The 16,638-nt window shown below is 73.8% G+C and carries 12 protein-coding genes and 1 tRNA gene; 8 read left to right on the top strand and 5 right to left on the bottom strand.

Features of this window, described 5'->3' with window-relative positions:
• Positions 1-35: 35 nt before the first annotated feature.
• The 3 genes from ACZ7C5_RS26070 to ACZ7C5_RS26060 all read left to right on the top strand — a co-directional run bounded on the left by ACZ7C5_RS26070 (position 36) and on the right by ACZ7C5_RS26060 (position 1,880).
• A tRNA-Lys gene (locus ACZ7C5_RS26070) sits at positions 36-109 on the top strand.
• A 161-nt stretch (positions 110-270) separates the two neighbouring features.
• Complete coding sequence (locus ACZ7C5_RS26065; protein ID WP_470323566.1) at positions 271-1,242, top strand: GlxA family transcriptional regulator; 972 nt, start codon at positions 271-273, stop codon at positions 1,240-1,242.
• Positions 1,242-1,880 (top strand): DJ-1/PfpI family protein, encoded by a 639-nt coding sequence (locus ACZ7C5_RS26060; protein ID WP_401092095.1) that lies wholly within the window; start codon positions 1,242-1,244, stop codon positions 1,878-1,880. The genes ACZ7C5_RS26065 and ACZ7C5_RS26060 overlap by 1 nt, the downstream gene beginning before the upstream one ends.
• Positions 1,881-2,011: 131 nt before the next feature.
• On the opposite strand, the gene ACZ7C5_RS26055 is transcribed toward ACZ7C5_RS26060, so the two are convergent.
• Positions 2,012-3,715, bottom strand: coding sequence for a chitinase (locus tag ACZ7C5_RS26055; RefSeq protein WP_470323565.1), 1,704 nt, complete (start codon positions 3,713-3,715; stop codon positions 2,012-2,014).
• A gap of 200 nt (positions 3,716-3,915) precedes the next feature.
• On the opposite strand from ACZ7C5_RS26055, the gene ACZ7C5_RS26050 reads away from it, so the two are divergent.
• Positions 3,916-7,227, top strand: coding sequence for a S41 family peptidase (locus ACZ7C5_RS26050; protein WP_401092097.1), 3,312 nt, complete (start codon positions 3,916-3,918; stop codon positions 7,225-7,227).
• Between the two features lie 65 nt (positions 7,228-7,292).
• Here ACZ7C5_RS26050 and ACZ7C5_RS26045 read toward each other — a convergent pair whose 3' ends face one another.
• Positions 7,293-7,505 (bottom strand): hypothetical protein, encoded by a 213-nt coding sequence (locus tag ACZ7C5_RS26045; RefSeq protein WP_401092098.1) that lies wholly within the window; start codon positions 7,503-7,505, stop codon positions 7,293-7,295.
• A gap of 188 nt (positions 7,506-7,693) precedes the next feature.
• On the opposite strand from ACZ7C5_RS26045, the gene ACZ7C5_RS26040 reads away from it, so the two are divergent.
• Entirely contained in the window at positions 7,694-8,500 is an 807-nt protein-coding gene (locus ACZ7C5_RS26040) for a phosphoribosyl-dephospho-CoA transferase MdcG domain-containing protein (protein ID WP_470323564.1), read from the top strand.
• A gap of 134 nt (positions 8,501-8,634) precedes the next feature.
• Here ACZ7C5_RS26040 and ACZ7C5_RS26035 read toward each other — a convergent pair whose 3' ends face one another.
• Complete coding sequence (locus ACZ7C5_RS26035; RefSeq protein WP_401092100.1) at positions 8,635-9,582, bottom strand: Lrp/AsnC family transcriptional regulator; 948 nt, start codon at positions 9,580-9,582, stop codon at positions 8,635-8,637.
• 134 nt (positions 9,583-9,716) lie between these two features.
• Between ACZ7C5_RS26035 and ACZ7C5_RS26030 the strand changes: the two genes are divergently transcribed.
• The 3 genes from ACZ7C5_RS26030 (at position 9,717) to ACZ7C5_RS26020 (ending at position 13,530) form a co-directional block, all read left to right on the top strand.
• Positions 9,717-11,240, top strand: coding sequence for an MFS transporter (locus ACZ7C5_RS26030; protein WP_401092101.1), 1,524 nt, complete (start codon positions 9,717-9,719; stop codon positions 11,238-11,240).
• A 162-nt stretch (positions 11,241-11,402) separates the two neighbouring features.
• Positions 11,403-12,047 carry a dihydrofolate reductase family protein gene (locus tag ACZ7C5_RS26025; RefSeq protein WP_401092102.1) on the top strand — a complete coding sequence of 215 codons (645 nt, stop codon included), beginning with the start codon at positions 11,403-11,405 and terminating at the stop codon, positions 12,045-12,047.
• A 472-nt stretch (positions 12,048-12,519) separates the two neighbouring features.
• Positions 12,520-13,530, top strand: a complete 1,011-nt coding sequence (locus tag ACZ7C5_RS26020; RefSeq protein WP_401092103.1) for a methyltransferase domain-containing protein — start codon at positions 12,520-12,522, stop codon at positions 13,528-13,530.
• Between the two features lie 102 nt (positions 13,531-13,632).
• On the opposite strand, the gene ACZ7C5_RS26015 is transcribed toward ACZ7C5_RS26020, so the two are convergent.
• Entirely contained in the window at positions 13,633-15,717 is a 2,085-nt protein-coding gene (locus ACZ7C5_RS26015; RefSeq protein WP_401092104.1) for a phosphocholine-specific phospholipase C, read from the bottom strand.
• A 199-nt stretch (positions 15,718-15,916) separates the two neighbouring features.
• The gene (locus tag ACZ7C5_RS26010; protein WP_401092105.1) at positions 15,917-16,576 is read right to left on the bottom strand and encodes a pentapeptide repeat-containing protein; all 660 of its coding nucleotides are present in this window, start codon (positions 16,574-16,576) and stop codon (positions 15,917-15,919) included.
• Positions 16,577-16,638: the final 62 nt, after the last annotated feature.

Here is a 16,638-nt window from a genome sequence, read left to right as displayed (position 1 = left end):
GGTGGCTGACCGGGTAATGTTCTCCAGGTCAGCAGGCGCCGCTAGCTCAGTTGGTTAGAGCAGCTGACTCTTAATCAGCGGGTCCGGGGTTCGAGTCCCTGGCGGCGCACAGACAGCCGGAAGGCCCTTCGCGAGAGCGAGGGGCCTTCCGGCGTTTCGGCGTCCGGCCACGCGGCGGCAGGGCCCAGCGGGTGGCAGGCCTCAGCGGATGGCAGGAAAGGTGGGAAGCAGGTCATTGCTGCCGCCGCTCCCCCTTGGGAGGCTGGCCGCATGAGAGCGCGCAGCGTGGTCATCGTCCTCTTCGAGGGCGTGCAGAGCCTCGACGTGACCGGCCCCCTGGAGGTGTTCGCGGGAGCGGACAAGGCCTGCGGACAGCCGGGGACGTACCGGGTGACCACCGCCTCCCCCGGCGGTGCTCCGGTGCGCTGCCACAGCGGACTGCGACTGCTGCCGGACGCGGACCTGGCGCAGGCCGGTCCCGTGCACACCCTGCTGGTCCCCGGCGGGCAGGGCACCGTGCAACCGGACCCGGCGCTGGTGGCGCGGATCCGGGAGCTGGCCGAACGGGCCGAGCGGGTGGTGTCGGTGTGCACCGGGGCCTTCCTGCTCGCCGAGGCCGGGCTGCTGGCCGGGCGCCGGGCGACCACCCACTGGGCGCACTGCGACGCGCTGGCCCGGCGGTTCCCCGACGTCGAGGTGGACCCGGACCCGATCCACGTCCGGGACGGGCACGTCGCCACCTCGGCCGGGGTCACCGCCGGGATCGACCTGGCACTGGCCCTGGTCGAGGAGGACCTGGGGCGCGACACGGCCCTGCTGGTCGCCCGCCACCTGGTGGTCTTCCTGCGCCGGCCGGGCAACCAGGCCCAGTTCAGCACCCAGCTGGCCGCCCAGGTGGCGGCCCGGCAGCCGCTGCGCGAGGTGCAGCGGTGGATCGCCGAGCACCCGGAGGCCGACCTGTCGGTCGAGGCGCTGGCCGGCCGGTCGGCACTGTCGCCGCGGCACTTCGCCCGGACCTTCGCCGCCGAGGTCGGGGTCACCCCGGGCCGGTACGTGGACGGGGTCCGGCTGGAGGCCGCCCGGCGGCGGCTGGAGGACACCGCCGACGGCGTCGAGGAGATCGCGCGCTCCTGCGGCTACGGCACCCCGGAGGCGATGCGGCGCGCCTTCGTCCGGGCCCTGGCCGCCCCGCCCGCCGAGTACCGACGCCGCTTCCGACCCGAACCCACCGGAGGTCACTGATGCGCATCGCCATCCTGCTCTACCCCGAGTTCACCACCCTGGACGCGGTCGGCCCGTACGAGGTGCTGTCCCGGATCCCCGGCGCCGAGGTCGTGCTCACCGCCGCCGAGCGGGGGCCGGTGCGCAACGACCTCGGCAGCCTGGCGATCACCGCGGACGCCGCCCTGGACGAGGTGGACTCGGCCGACCTGCTGCTGGTGCCCGGCGGGCCCGGGACGGAGGCCCAGCTCACGAACGAGGCGCTGCTCGACTGGCTGCGCCGGGTGGACGCGACCACCGCCTGGACCACCTCGGTCTGCTCGGGCTCGCTGCTGCTGGGCGCCGCCGGGCTGCTCAGGGGCCGCCGGGCCACCAGCCACTGGGGCGTCCTGGACCGGCTCCCCGCGTACGGGGCGGAGCCGACCGGCACCGACCGGGTCGTCATCGACGGCAAGTACGCCGTCGCCGCCGGGGTCTCGGCCGGGATCGACCTCGCGCTGACGCTGGCCGGCCGGATCAGCGGGGACACCACCGCGCAGGCGATCCAGCTGCTGATCGAGTACGACCCGCAGCCGCCGTACGCGTCGGGCTCCCTGGCGACGGCGTCTCCCGAGGCGGTCGAGGCGGTGAACGGGCTGACGCTGGGCCGGGCGCGCTGACCACCGCCGTCGGTGACCACGACGAGGAGGGGCCGTGCCCGGACCTCACGGGGGTAGGTCCGGGCACGGCCCCGGAGGCCGTCGGGCCGGCGGATCGACGGATCGGCCGGCCCGGCGGATCGGCGTCCTGATCAGCGGCCGAAGTAGCCGTTGAAGTTCTTGGAGAACTCCTGGCCGCCGAACCGGTCCCAGTTGATCGACCAGGTCATCAGCCCGCGCAGGTTCGGCTGAGCACCCGAACGCGGCACGTACGTCCCGCAGTTGGCCAGCTTGGTGAGGCAGTCGAGCGCCTTGTTCACCTCGGCCGGGGCGACGTAGCCGTTGCCCGCGTTGGTGGTGGCCGGCATGCCGATGGCGACCTTGGAGGCGGGCAGCGCCGGAAACACGTTGTTCGCGTTGCCCGCCACCGGGAAGCCCTTGAGCAGCATGTCGGTCATCGCGACGTGGAAGTCGGCGCCGCCCATCGAGTGGTACTGGTTGTCCAGGCCCATGATGGAGCCGGAGTTGTAGTCCTGGACGTGCAGCAGGGTGAGGTCGTCGCGCATCGCGTGGATGACCGGCAGGTACGCCCCGGCCCGCGGGTCCTGGCCGCCCCAGGGGCCCGATCCGTAGTACTGGTAGCCGAGTTGGACGAAGAAGGTCTCCGGCGCCATGGTCAGCACGAAGCCCTGGCCGTACTTGGCCTTGAGGGTCTTCAGCGCGGAGATCAGGTTGACGATGACCGGGCTGGTCGGGTTCTTGAAGTCGTTGTCACCGGTGTTGAGGGAGAGCGAGTGCCCCTCGAAGTCGATGTCCAGCCCGTCCAGGCCCCACTTGTCGATGATCGCCGAGACCGAGTTGACGAAGGCGTCCCTGGCCGCGGTGGTGGTCAGCTGGACCTGGCCGTTCTGGCCGCCGATCGAGATCAGCACCTTCTTGCCCTGGGCCCGCTTGGCGGCGATGCCGGCCTTGAACTCGTCGTCCGACTCGACGCCCGGGCACTCGGTGGCCGGGCAGCGGTTGAACCGGATGTCGCCGGAGGTGACGGAGGTGGGCTCGCCGAAGGACAGGTTGATGAAGTCCCAGGAGTTCGGGACGTCGGCCATCCGGGTGTAGCCGGCACCGTTGGCGAAGCTCGCGTGCAGGTAGCCGACCAGGGCGTGGCTGCCGACCGGCGGGGTGGTGGGCGTGCCCGTGGGAGTCCCGGTGGGCGTACCCGTGGGCGTCCCGGTCGGGGTCGCCGTCGGGGAGGCGGTGCCCGTCGGGGTGGTGGTCGGCGTCGCGGTCGGCGTGGGCGTCGGGCTGGGCGCGCCCGGGCCGTCCAGCGAGACGTCGTCCGCGTAGTAGGTGCCCTGCCCGTACCAGCCGTGGGTGTAGACGGTGGCGCTGGTCTGGCTGGCGCCGGTGGTGAAGCTGACGCTCAGCTTCTGGTACGAGCCGCCGGTGCCCGGCGTCCAGGTGCTCGGGCCGCCGCCGTCCACGCCCAGGTAGACGTACGAGCCGTTGACGAAGGCGCTGAGCGTGTAGGTGGTGTTCGGGGCGACGGTGACGGTCTGGCCGCACTGGGCGGTGTCACCGGCCGAGGCCGCCGCGGCGAGCGCGCGGCTGCCGCCGTGCACCGGGCTGGTGACGACGCTGCCCGAGTTGCCGGAGCAGCTCCAGGGGCCGAGCGAGCCGGACTCGAAACCGCCGTTGACCAGGAACTCTCCGGCCGAGGCGGCGGGCGCCAGGCCCAGCGTGACGCCGACCAGGGTGGCCGCGGCGACGGCGGAGGCGGTTGCGGCGGCGACGGCCGCGCGGCGGCCGGTGGCCGGGGTTCCGGGGGTGGGTGTTCCGGGGGTGGGTGTTCTGCGCATGCGGGTGCTCCTGCGATGGCGCGGTCGTGGGGGACGTCCGAGGGCACGCCGGAGCACGCGCCAGTGGGGGGAACGGCGCGGCCTCGCACCCAAGTTGGACTAGACCACTGAAGTGGATCCGGCCCTGTGGTGTCAATGGTCCAGACCGGTTGCCGCCTCCTCCGGTTGCCGGTGGTGACGCCCCGTCGAAGGATGGAGGCGTGACCCCGCCCGGCTACCTCCGCCACCCCCACCTGCACGGCGGCCTGCTCACCTTCACCGCCGAGGACGACGTCTGGATCGCCCCGCTGGACGCCGACGGCACCGGCACCGGCCGGGCCTGGCGGGTCGGCTGCGACCGCACCCGGGTCAGCCACCCCCGCTTCTCCCCCGACGGCACCACCCTCGCCTGGACCAGCTGGCTCGGCCCGACCCCCGAGGTGTGGACCGCCCCGGTCGAGGGCGGCGAGGCGAACCGGCTCAGCTTCTGGGGCAGCCAGGACACCCGGGTGCGCGGCTGGCTGCCCGACGGCGAGGTGCTGGCCGTCACCTCCTACCACGAGCCCTTCGGCCACTACACCTGGGCGCACGCCCTGCCCCCGGACGGCTCCCCCGGTCGCCGGATGCCCTGGGGCCCGGTCGGCGACGCCCAGATGAGCCGCGAGCGGACCGTCCTGCTCACCGGCGCCGCCCCGCACGAGCCGGCCGCCTGGAAGCGCTACCGGGGCGGCGCCACCGGCCGGCTCTGGGTGGACGGCGAGCGGATCCTGCCCGGACACACCGGGCACCTCGCCGCCCCCATGCCGGTCACCGGCCCCCTCGGCGGACGGATCGCCTTCCTCTCCGACCACGAGGGCATCGGCAACGTCTACTCCTGCCGCCCGGACGGCACCGACCTGCGCCGGCACACCGACCACGCCTCCTACTACGCCCGCGAGGCCGCCACCGACGGCACCCGGATCGTCTACCAGCACGCCGGCGACCTCTGGCTGCTGGACGGCCTGGACGCCCCCGCCCCGCGCCGGCTGCGCGTCCCGCTCGGCGGCGCCAGGGCCGGCCGCCGCCCGTACCAGGTCAACGCCGCCGGCCAGGTCAAGGACCTCGCCTGCGACCAGACCGGCCGGGCCGGGGTGATCACCGTGCGCGGCAGCCAGTACTGGCTCACCCACAAGGACGGCCCGGCCCGCGCCCTCGCCGACACCCCCGGCGTGCGCACCCGGCTGCCGGTGGTGCTCGGGCACACCGGCGAGGCCGCCTGGATCACCGACGCCGAGGGCGCCGACGCGATCGAGGTGGTGCCGCTGCCAGGCCATGCCGCGCGGCCCGGCCACGGCGAACGGCCGGGCAGCGGCGAACCTCCGGGGCGCACCGAGCTGCCGGGCCACTCCGAACGGCCGGGCCACGGCGGGCCGGAGAAGCACCGCCACCGGGTGATCGCCGCCGGACGGATCGGCCGCGTCCTGGAACTCACCGCCTCACCCGACGGCAGCCGGCTCGCCGCCACCACCTCGAACGGACGGCTGCTGCTGGTCACCGCGGCCGACGGCGAGGTCCGCGAACTGGCCGCCTCCGGCTACGGGCCGGTCTCCAGCGCCCGCTTCTCCCCCGACTCACACTGGATCGCCTGGTCCGAACCGGTCGCCGGGCGCTCACTGCGCCGCATCCGGCTCACCCGCGCCGACGCGCCCGCCCCGACCACCGAGATCACCGACGGCCGCTTCGAGGACGAGCAGCCGGTGTTCACCAGGGACGGCCGCTACCTCGCCTTCCTGTCCTGGCGAGGCTTCGACCCGGTCCACGACGTGCACACCGGCGACCTCTCCTTCCCGCTCGGCTGCCGCCCCTACCTCGTCCCGCTCGCCGCCGACACCCCCTCGCCGTTCGCCGCCCCGGCCGAGGACGGCGCCCCGCACGGCGACGGAGGCGGCGACGGCACCGTCCGGGTCGACCCGGCGGGCATCGGCGAGCGGCTGCTCCAGTTCCCGGTGATCGCCTCCAAGTACTCGGCCACCGACGCGGTGCGCGGCGGCCTGGTCTGGCTGCGCTGGCCGATCTCCGGCACCCTCGGGCAGACCTTCGCCGGCCCCGAGGACACCTCGGGACGCCCCGCACTGGAGCACTTCGACCTGGCCAGGGGCACCCGCAGCACACTGGTCGACCGGCTCGACGGCTACGCGGTCTCCGGGGACGGCGGCTCGATCGCCGTCTACTCGGCCGGGACGCTGCGGGTGATCCCGGTCGCCGCCCCCGCCGCCGGCACCACCGTCGACCTGCGCCGGATCACGCACACCGTGCGCCCGGCCGCCGAGTGGCGCCAGGCCTACCACGAGGCCGCCCGGATCGTCCGGGACCAGTTCTGGGACGAGCGGATGTCCGGCCTGGACTGGCCCGCCCTGGTCGCCCAGTACGAGCCGCTGCTGGAGCGGGTCTGCTCCCCCGACGACTTCGCCGACCTGCTGCGCGAACTCCTCGGCGAACTCGGCACCTCGCACGCCTACGTCACCCCGTCCCGGCGCGCCGAGGGCCCCACCCTCTCCCAGCAGCCGCTCGGCCTGCTCGGCGCCAACGCCCACCGCTCCCCCGACGGCCGCTGGCTGGTCGACCGGGTGCTGCCCGGAGAGACCTCGGACCCGCGCGCCCGCGCCCCGCTGGCCGCCCAGGGCGTGCGCGACGGCGACGAGTTCCTGGAGGTCGGCGGCCGCCCGGTCGACCCGCTGCGCGGACCGCTGCCGCTGCTGGCCGGCACCGGCGGCACCACGCTCGAACTGGCCCTGCGCAGCGGCCAGGACGGCCCGGTGCGCCGGATCGTGATCAGCCCGCTGACCGACGAACGGCCCATCCGCTACCAGGACTGGGTCACCAAACGGCGTTCCCTGGTAAGGGAGTTCAGCGACGGGCGGTGCGGCTACCTGCACATCCCCGACCTCGGCGGCTCCGGCTGGGCCCAGTTCAACCGGGACCTGCGCCGCGAACTGGACAAGCCCGCGCTGGTGCTGGACGTACGCGGCAACGCCGGCGGCAACGTCTCCGAACTGGTGCTGGAGAAACTCACCCGGCACGTCCTGGCCTGGGACTTCAGCCGGGACCGCAGGCCGGTGCGCTGGCCCAGGCACGCACCGCGCGGCCCGCTGGTCGCGCTGGCCGACGAGGCCACCAGCTCGGACGGCGACGTGATCATCGCGGCGATCAAGCTGCTCGGACTCGGCCCGGTGATCGGCACCCGCACCTGGGGCGGGGTGGTCGGGATGACCGGACGGCACACCCTCGGCGACGGCACCCAGATCTCGGTGCCGAAGAACGCCTCCTGGTTCAGCGGCGGGCTCGGCTGGTCGGTGGAGAACCAGGGCGTCGAACCGGACGTGCACGTGCTGCGCACCCCGCGCGACTGGGCCAGGGGCCGCCACCCCGAACTGGTCGCGGCCGTGCAGCTGGCCCTGGAGCTGCTGGAGGACGCGCCCGCCGCGGAGCCCCCGCCGGCGTCCACCCCCCGGCCGGACCTGCGGCGCCCGCCGCTGCCGCCACGGGCGCGGTGAGCGGCGGTTCCGTCCGGGCCTGACCGGCTTCGGCTTCGGCTTCGTACGGTGAAGCCGGCAGGGCCTCAGTCCCAGGGATCGCCCTCGGCCGTCATGTTCTCGGCGGCACGCCGGTCGGCCTCCTCCTGGGCGAGCCGTTCCTGCTGGTCCCGGCTGCGCTCGACCTCGTCGCCGTACGCGTCGGCGGCCTCGTCGTGGGCGAGGGCCGCGCGCTGGGCGGCCTCCTGCCCGACGGACTCCTGCGGCGGCCGGTGGAACAACCTGTCGAAGATGCCCATGACTCCTCCAAGCGGGACGGACGGGAGGTCGGATACCGGGCTTGCCCCCACTCTCACACCGGGTGCCCACGGGCGCACCTTGAGCCTTTGGTCCCTGGTGGACGCGCCCAACGGCCGTAGCCACGGGCCGTCGGCCGGGCGCACATTGGGGCCGTCGGCGAAATCGACGCCACCCTCTGGAGCCCGCAGTGACCGTCGTACATCCAGGAAGCCCCGCCCGACGCACCGCTGAGGACCCGCACGACGGACCGCGCCGACGGGTCGGCCCGCTGGCCGCCCTGGACGGCCGGCTGCCCGGCCCCCACGACCTGCTGCTGATGCAGTGCCCCAGCTCGCTGCGGCCCTTCGCGGGCGGCGAGCTGCCGGACTGGGCGCGGGCGGTCCTGCGGGCCCACCCCTGGGTCACGGTCGGCCGGGCCCCCGCCGTGGCCGGCAGCCCGGTCGACCTGCCGCACCCCCAGCGCTGCACCCGCGACGCGGAGGCGGCGCCCGAGCTGTGGTTCCCGGTGACGGTCCACGGCCCCCGGCCCGGCCTGCGCCTGGACGCCCTGGCCCCCTGGGCGGCGGTGGCCAGGACCCTGCGGCCCGAACAGCTGGCCGAACGGCGCGGGCACCTGGCCCCCGAACGGCTGGCCGGCATCCCGGCCCTGGCGCTGCTGCCCGAGGTCGGCCGCCTGGTCGCCGACCACCGGCTCCCCTGGGGCCCGATCGGCGCGGCCGGCTACGAACTGGGCAGCGGCGTCCCGGTGACCGGGCCGCTCAGCCCGCTGCGGCTGGTGCTCCGCTCCCCCCAGCCGGTCAGCCGCCGCGACGCGCTGCAACTGCGGCGGGCACTGACCAAGCTGCCGGTGCCGGTGCAGGCCGAACTGGAGACCCGGCACGGCTCGGTGCAGCTGGCGGAGTACGCCTCCGGCGCCCACAGCCTCACCCTGCTCACGCCGGACGGGCCCCGCGAGGTCCACGACCCGTGGTTCCCCCGGGGCCCCTTCGCCTGACGCACCCGAAGGTCACGGCGGTGCGCACCATCGCGACCGTCTCGCGTCGCCGGGAGCCGGACCGGAGGACCGGCGGCGGGTAGCGGACACGGGACGCTCCTGCCCGGACAGGGGCGTGGTGTTCCGGATGCGGGTCAGGGCAGGACGTGGGCGAGGCGTTTGACCTCGCGGAGGGTGGGCGCGGTCTCGATGTTCTGGATGCCCGGGAGGGGGCCGATGCGCTGGTCGAGATAGCTGTAGAGGTCGGCGGGCGTACGGAAGACGCCGCTGGCGACGAGGTTGGCGGTGCCGGTGATGGCGGCGGCGAAGGCGATCTCGGGGTGGGTGGCGAGGGCCTCACCGACGGTGCGCAGGTGGACCGGGACGACGTTCAGCCACAGCTGGGTGGTCATCCGGTAGCCCAGGAGCTGGGGGTCGAAGTCGACGGAGAAGCCGAGAGCGCCTTCGTCCCGGAGCCGGTCGAGGTGGCGCTGGACACTGGAGGCGGAGCGGTCGGCCGCGGTACCGAGTTCGGAAAGGGGGGCCCGGCCGTCGCGGGCCAGTTCGGCGAACAGCACCCGGTCGGTGGCATCCAGGGGCAGCGGTTCCGGCGCGGGGGACGGCTCGGTCGGGGCCGGGGCGTGGAAACGGGTGGCGTGCCAGGTGCTGGTGGTGCCGACGAAGATCCGCATCATGCAGTGGGCGCTGACGGACAGCACGTGCGGGGTGCGTGGGAGCTTCTGCAGCAGGAGGGCGTTGCGCTCGTCGGCGGTGCGGGTGTTGAGGGCGCAGTAGAGCTCGGTGCCGCCGGAAGCCAGGGTGACCCAGCTGGTGTCGGGACGGCGGGCCAGCGCGTCGGCGATGGCGGCGGCCGCGTCGGGTGTGCAGCGCAGGCGCAGCAGCCAGCGCACCAGGCCCAGACGGTCGGGCACCGGTTGGCCCACGATGCGCAGGCCCATGGTGCGCAGCCGTCGGTAGCGACGGGCGACGGTCCGCTCGGAGACGTCCAGGTCCTGGGCGAGGCGGCTGAAGGGAGCCCGGCCGTCCAGTTGGAGGCCCTGGAGCAGCCGCTGATCGAGCTCGTCGAGCCTGTCCGAATCCACCGCGATACCTCGTCTGTGTGCCGGATCCTTCCGTCCCGCAGGGTATGGCTTGGGGTGCCTGCGGCGGGGCGCAGAGGGTGTGGAGGTCTTGCCCACTCACTCCGGGAGTTCGTTTCATGCGTATCTGGGGGCCCTTGGCAGCGATCTGCCTGGGCACGTTCATGCTGCTGGTCGATGTCACCATCGTGCTGGTCGCCCTGCCGTCCGTGTCCGGATCGCTGGACGCGTCCTTGTCGCAACTGCAGTGGGTGGCCGACGGCTACGCGCTGGCGGTCGCCGCCACCCTGCTGGGCGCGGGCATGCTCGCCGACCTGCACGGCCGGCGCCGCGTGTACGCGGCGGGCCTGCTCGTCTTCGCCCTCGCCTCCGTCGCCTGTGCGCTGTCGCCGGACATGGGCCGGCTGATCGCCGCCCGCCTGGTGCAGGGCATCGGCGCGGCCGCCATGTTCGCCACCACCATCTCCCTGATCGGCACCCTGTACTCGGGGCGCCGGCTGGGGACGGCCTTCGGCATCTGGGCGGCGGTGGCCGCCAGCGCTGCCGCGCTCGGCCCGGTCCTGGGCGGCCTCCTCACCGAGGCCCTGGACTGGCGGTGGATCTTCTACGTCAACGTGCCCGTCACCGCGCTCGCCCTGTGGATGACCTTCCGCTACGTCCCCCGCTCCACCCCGGCCAAGGACGCCGCCCGGCGTCTGGACGTACCTGGTCTGCTGCTCTTCGCCGTCGGCGCGGGCGGCCTGGTCTACGCCCTGACCGGGTCGCACTCCCACGGCTGGACCACCCCGGCCACTCTGGTCCCCCTCGGTGTGGCCCTGCTCGCGCTCGTGGCCTTCGTCGGCGTGCAGAGGCGCGGCGTCCACCCGCTGCTGGACCTCTCGCTCTTCCGTCGGCCCGCGTTCACCGCGGCGATGATCACCATCGCCGTCGGGGAGGCGGCGGTGTACGGGATCCTTCCCTACACCTCGATGTGGCTTCAGTCCGTTCAGCACCTCTCCCCGGTCGGCGCCGGCCTGGTCGTTCTGCCGCACGCCCTGGCCGCCGCCCTGGTCGCGATCGTGAGCGGCCGGTGGATGCCCAGGCCCTCCCCCCGGGTGGGCGCCACCCTCGGCCTGTTCCTCGCGGGCCTCGGGGTGTCGGCGGAGGGCTTCCTGGGCCCCGACTCCGGGTGGCCCGTCCTGGTCGGCGGCCTCGCGCTGAGCGGCCTCGGCATGGGTCTGGTCTTCCAGGTCGCCGCCGCCCTCGCCCTGGGCTCGGTGCCGTACGACCGCGCCGGAATGGCCGGCGGCACCTACAGCACCTTCGAACAGCTCGGCTACGCCTTCGGCGTCGCCGTCTTCGGCACACTGGCCGTCTCCACCATGGGCCGATCCATGGAGGGCAAGGTCACCGACCCGCACCAGGCCGCCCAAGCCCTGTCCGGCGGCGGAGCCGACGGCCTGATCGCTGCCGCTCCGGCCGGGGGGCGCGGTGCCCTGGAGGACACCCTGCGCGCGGTGTTCGCCACCGGGCACAACACCCTCGCCCTGACCGCGGGTGCCCTCGCCATGGCCGGTGCGGCCCTGGTCCTGTTCCTCACCCGGCACACCGGCGGCGAACCGCCCGCCGCCGACGACCGGGAACAGCCGGCGGACCCGGAACTCCAGACCACGGGCGGCTGACCCCCGCAGCGCCGGGCGGGCTCACCGCCCGCCCGACGCCGGCGGGGCCACTCCGGAAACGTCTGGAAAAAAGTCCCGCCCCGGTGTCAAGGCTGCCGGGTCCGCTCCGACGTCATGGTGTGCGGCGTCCGGCCGCACGACGGTGCGACAGGAGCTTCAGCCATGGAACAACTGCTCAGAGTCATGAACTTCAACGTCTCGAGCGACGGCGTCGCCGCCGGCGAGCACCAGACCCTCGAACTGCCGTTCGGCCTCGACCGCGCCGAGCGGCTGTTCTCCTGGGCGGGCGCCACGGCGAGCTGGCCGATGCGCACCGATCCCGGAGGCAGCCGGGGTCTGGACGACTACTTCACCCGGGACTTCGCCCGCAACATCGGGGCCGAGATCATGGGCCGCAACAAGTTCGGGCCCCAGCGCGGGCCCTGGCAGGACCACGAGTGGCAGGGCTGGTGGGGTGGCCAACCCCCCTTCCACACCCCGGTGTTCGTGATGACCCACCACCCGCGCCCGTCGTTCACGCTCTCCGACACCACGTTCCACTTCGTCGACGGCGACCCGGCCACGGTCCTCGCACGGGCCCGGGCGGCCGCCGACGGCAAGGACGTCCGGCTCGGCGGCGGCGTCACCACCATCCGGCAGTTCCTCGACGCCGGTCTCGTCGACACCCTGCACGTGGCGGTCTCCCCGGTGAAGCTCGGGTCCGGACTGAAGCTCTGGGACTCCCCCGACGAGCTGCTCGACCGCTTCGACCTGGAGGTCGTGCCCAGCCCGAGCGGCGTGGCGCACCACCTCTTCTGGCGGCGCTGACACGAAGGCCCCACTGCCCGACGGGGGTGGGCGGTGGGGCCCGCGGCCTCAGCCGGCGGCACCGGCCCCCGGGTGGCCGGTGAACCGCCCGGTTCCGGGGCGCCGGAGCAGCCGGTGTTGCGGCGCATCCGGGCGACGGTCAGTATCGAATGGCCGACCCGAGAACCGAAGGGCGCCGTCCCCACGAGTGGGAGGCCCAGCGGAAGAACCCCTTCGGTGGTCGGGTGGGGAGGCCGCTTCGAGCGCCGCCCGCACACGGCAGGGGCGAAGCCCCACCTCCCCCGTCCGGGTGTGTGCCGTGTCCCTCCTCGGGGGAGTGAGTCGCGAGCACCGGATACGACGGACATCGCTCCATCCGTAGCCGGGGAACCCGCTCGCGCCGGGCCTGGTGTTCGCCACCGTGCCGCGACGCCCCGTCGCCGCACCGGTCGGCGGGCACCGGCGCCACCCGCCTTCGGAAGGAGATCCCCCCATGCCTGACACGTACCTTCCGTCCATGTCACTGGATGCCTACCTCCGCACCATCGCGAGCGACCATGCCCAGCTGAGTTCCCTGATCGACCGTGCCCGGCTGCGGGAGGTCGCCGTGGACGGCGGTCTCGCCGCCTGCGACAACGAGTTCGAGTCCGACGCCACCGGCCGGGGCGACTCCTACCGCCGCGCCCAGCAGGACGCCTCCGTCCGCTGGACCGGAGCGCGCCGGCTGCTGGAACTCGCCGCACCGGCCCACGCGGCCGGTGACGCCACGGTGCTCGACGTCCTGGGCGGGGACGGGACCATCGCACGGGCGCTGACCGCGCACGGCGACGGCGCGAGCGCGAGGCTGCGGATCCTGACCGGTGACATCTCGGGCGCGATGGTGGAGCGGGCGCTCGCCTACGGGCTGTCCGCGCTCCGGCAGTCCGCCGAGGCGCTGATCCTCAGGGACGACTCCGTCAGCGCCGTGCTCCTGGCCTACGGCACCCACCACATCGCCCCCGAGCGACGCCCGCTCGCCATCGCCGAGGCCGTCCGCGTGGCGAGGCCCGGAGGCCGGGTCGTGGTGCACGACTTCGACGACTCCAGTCCCATGGCCGGGTTCTTCGGCGAGGTCGTCCACTCGTACTCGGCGGTGGGCCACCCGTACGAGCATTTCAGCCGGGCCCGGATGGTGGCCCTCTTCGACGGGCTCGACGTGCCCGTCAGCGTCTCGGACGTCTACGACCCCCTGATCGTCCGGGCGGAGACCGAGGACGAGGCCCGCCGGCGGATGTGCGACTACCTCGCCGACATGTACGGCATCCATGCCTTCTTCGCTCAGTTGGACCGGAACGAGGCCTGGCACCGCGTCCGGCAGCACTTCGACCACACCGCCTACCTCGCCGGCACCGATGCGCCACCGGGCACCCGGGTCCGCCCCACGACGTACCGCGTGGACGGCGGCTACGCGGCCGAGGTACCCCGGATGGCACTCGCGGCCGTGGCCACGAAGGCACCGGCCTGAGTCGGACGACGGCACCGGGCACAGCGGCGTGGCGGACCACCTGTTCCGGCGCCGCCGGCGCGAAGGCCCCACCGCCCGGCGCGGGCGGTGGGGCCCGCGGCCTCAGCCGGTGACGCTGGCGGCGCCCGTCTCCAGGTGGCCGGTGAAGCGCTGGGACCAGCTGCCGTCGGCGTCGACCGTCACGGTGAAGTCGTACCAGCCGTTGGTGTAGGCCACGGCGTTGAAGAAGTCGGTCACGCTGCCGCCGGCCGGGACCTGGTACGTCCAGGGACCGTCCGTGCGGTAGTTGTCGGACGCGATGGTGAAGGTCAGCGGCGTGGTGCCGGAGTTGGCGAGCCTGAAGTACACCGCCGGCTTGCCCGTGCCCGGCTCGACCGCGTACGAGGCGGTGACCGCCGCGTTCTTGCCCGCCTTCGTCGCGTCGCCCTTGAATCGGCGCAGGAAGCGGTTGGGGCCGACCACCGTGAGGTCGTACGGGCCGCCGCCGAAGCCGCTGCCGCAGTTGAAGAAGTCGCTGGTGCTGCCGCCCGGGTCGACCGTGTACTGCCAGGGGCCGCCGCCGCGGTAGGCGTTGGCGTACGCGGCGAAGTGCGCGGACTTCGCCGCCGGCGCCCCCACGTTGGCCATCGTGATCCAGACCTTCATCAACCCGCCCGAGCCGAACTCCAGGTGGTCCAGGTTGGCGTTGGGCTGGTACGGCAGGGCCCGCGCGGGCCGGGTGCCGGGCTCCTGCACCGGGAGCTGGTTGTTCACCGGGGCCGGGTTGGGCAGCGGACCGCAGGCGGCGAGGCCGATGGTCTGCGAGGTGTCGGGCAGTGCGGGCAGGCCGTACACCGGGTTGGCGAAGTCGAACACGCCGGTCAGGTCGCCGCAGACGCGGCGGCGCCAGTCGCTGATGTTCGGGCAGGTGGCGGGCTTGCCGAGGGCGGCCGTCCAGGACTCCAGGAAGCGCAGCACCGAGGTGTGGTCGAAGGTCTCGGAGTTGACCCAGCCGCCGCGGGTCCAGGGCGAGACGGCGATCATCGGGACGCGGAAGCCGAGGCCGATGTTGGTGCCGCCGTAGAACTCGCCCGGGGTTCCGGCCGGGGCGGCCGGCGGCGGGACGTGGTCGAAGAAGCCGTCGTTCTCGTCGTAGTTGATGAACAGGATCGACGAGTCGAAGACGTTCGGGTCAGCGTTGAGCGCGTCGATCACCATGTGGACGAAGTGCGCGCCGTCCACCGGGGTGGAGTACGGGTGCTCGGAGGAGGCCTGGTCGGGGACGATCCAGGAGACCTGCGGGAGCGTGCCGGCCAGCACGTCGGCCTTGATCGCGGCGGCGATGTCGTCCGGGGTCCTGCCGGTGACCTTGGGCACCGAGCCCATGCCCTTGACCGCGAGCGGGCTGCCGGCCGGGGCGCCGGAGAACTGGCTGAAATAGGCCAGCGCGTTGTCGCCGTAGTTGTCGGCGGCGTTCTGGTAGACCTTCCAGCTCACCCCGGCGCTCTCCAGCGCCTCGGCGTAGGTCTGCCAGCGCAGGCCCTTCTCGTCGCCGCCGTCGTAGGCCGGGCCGCCCGCGGTGCCGGCCGGGTCGATCTGGCCGGACCAGTGGTAGGTGCGGTTGGGGCCGGTCGCGCTCAGGACGGAGCAGTGGTAGGCGTCGCAGATGGTCCAGTTCTCGGCGAGCGCGTAGTGGAACGGGAGGTCCTGGCGGGTGAGGAAGCCGAGCGTGCGGACGTTGCCCTTGGCGGCGACCCAGGAGTCCATCCTGCCGCCGTTCCAGGCCTTGTGCTGATCCAGCCATCCGTGGCTGAGGTCGCCGTTGCATTGGGCGAGGCGCTCGGGGTCGGCACCGCCGGCCGGCTTGGTCAGGCTGAACTGCCACGGGTACTGGCGGGAGAGCAGGCCGTTCGGCTGGTTGAAGACGCTGTAGCCGCCGGAGATCTGGATGGCGCTGCGGTCGGCGAAGCCGCGCACGCCGCGCAGCGTGCCGAAGTAGTGGTCGAAGCTGCGGTTCTCCTGCATCAGGATCACCACGTGCTGGGCGTCGCGGATGGTGCCGGTGGTGCTGAGCGCGGTGGTGGCGGCCGTCGCGGCCGGGCCGCCCGGGGCGGCACCCGCGGCGCCGGCACCGGTGCCGGCCACGGCGAGGCCCGCCGCGGCGGCACCGGACAGCGTGACGAACTTCCTACGACTCAACTCGGCCATCAGAACCGGTCCGTCCCTTCGCTGGCGATGTTGTGCACACAAGTCGGGGCCATCGATCGCGGAGAAGTCTCCACCGCGGCCGAACCGGGCCACCAGATGCGGGCGCCAGGGTTGGCGGACTGTTCGCCGGAACGCCACCGGGGTTCGCCCGGTCGTCACCGAGCGACGCCCGGCTGAACGGACGAAGGGGCCGGGGTGCTCAGCGGTCCTTGACGTCGATCCCCAGCGCCTGGGCGAACTGGGGGGCCAGCTCCATCAGTTGGAGGGAGCTGATGACCGCGCCGCGCAGCCCCTGGTGGCCGTCGGTCAGACCGAGCCGGACGGCCCCGCGCAGGTCGGTCTTGCTCAGCGTCGCGCCGCGCAGCCGGACCTCCTCCAGCGTGGAGCCGGGGAAGGACACCCCGGTCAGCTTCGCCTCGCCGAAGTCCACGTCGCGCAGCAGGCAGTCCTCGAAGACGACGTCCCGCAGGACGGCCGAGCGCAGGTTGACCGCCTCCAGCTTGCAGCCCCGGAACACCACCCGGCGCAGCGCCGAGCCGTACCCGGCGACCCCGGCGAGCACCCCGCCGACGAAGGAGCTGTCCTGCCACTCGGAGCCGCTCAGGTCGCAGGCGACCCAGCGGCCGGCCTGCACCCAGACCTCGTTGAACCGGGCCTGGCGCAGCTTGACCCCGTTGAGCGCGACGCCGGTGAAGGCGCACTCCAGGAAGGACCCGCCGGCGCCGGACTCGTCGGTGTGCTCGCCGCCGTCGAAGTGCGCGGTGTCGTACCGCTCGTCACTGCGCAGCGGCCCGGTGTGCGGGCTCAGCAGTTCGGCGTACGGGAGGTCGGCGAGCCGGTCGGGGACGGCACGGGACATGGCGGTGGCTCCTGCGGTCGGGGGCGGATGGATCTCGCCCGCATGCTCGCACGCGGCACCGA

This window comes from Kitasatospora sp. NPDC036993, from assembly GCF_055607525.1.
This window is presented reverse-complemented; position numbering and strand designations above follow the sequence as displayed.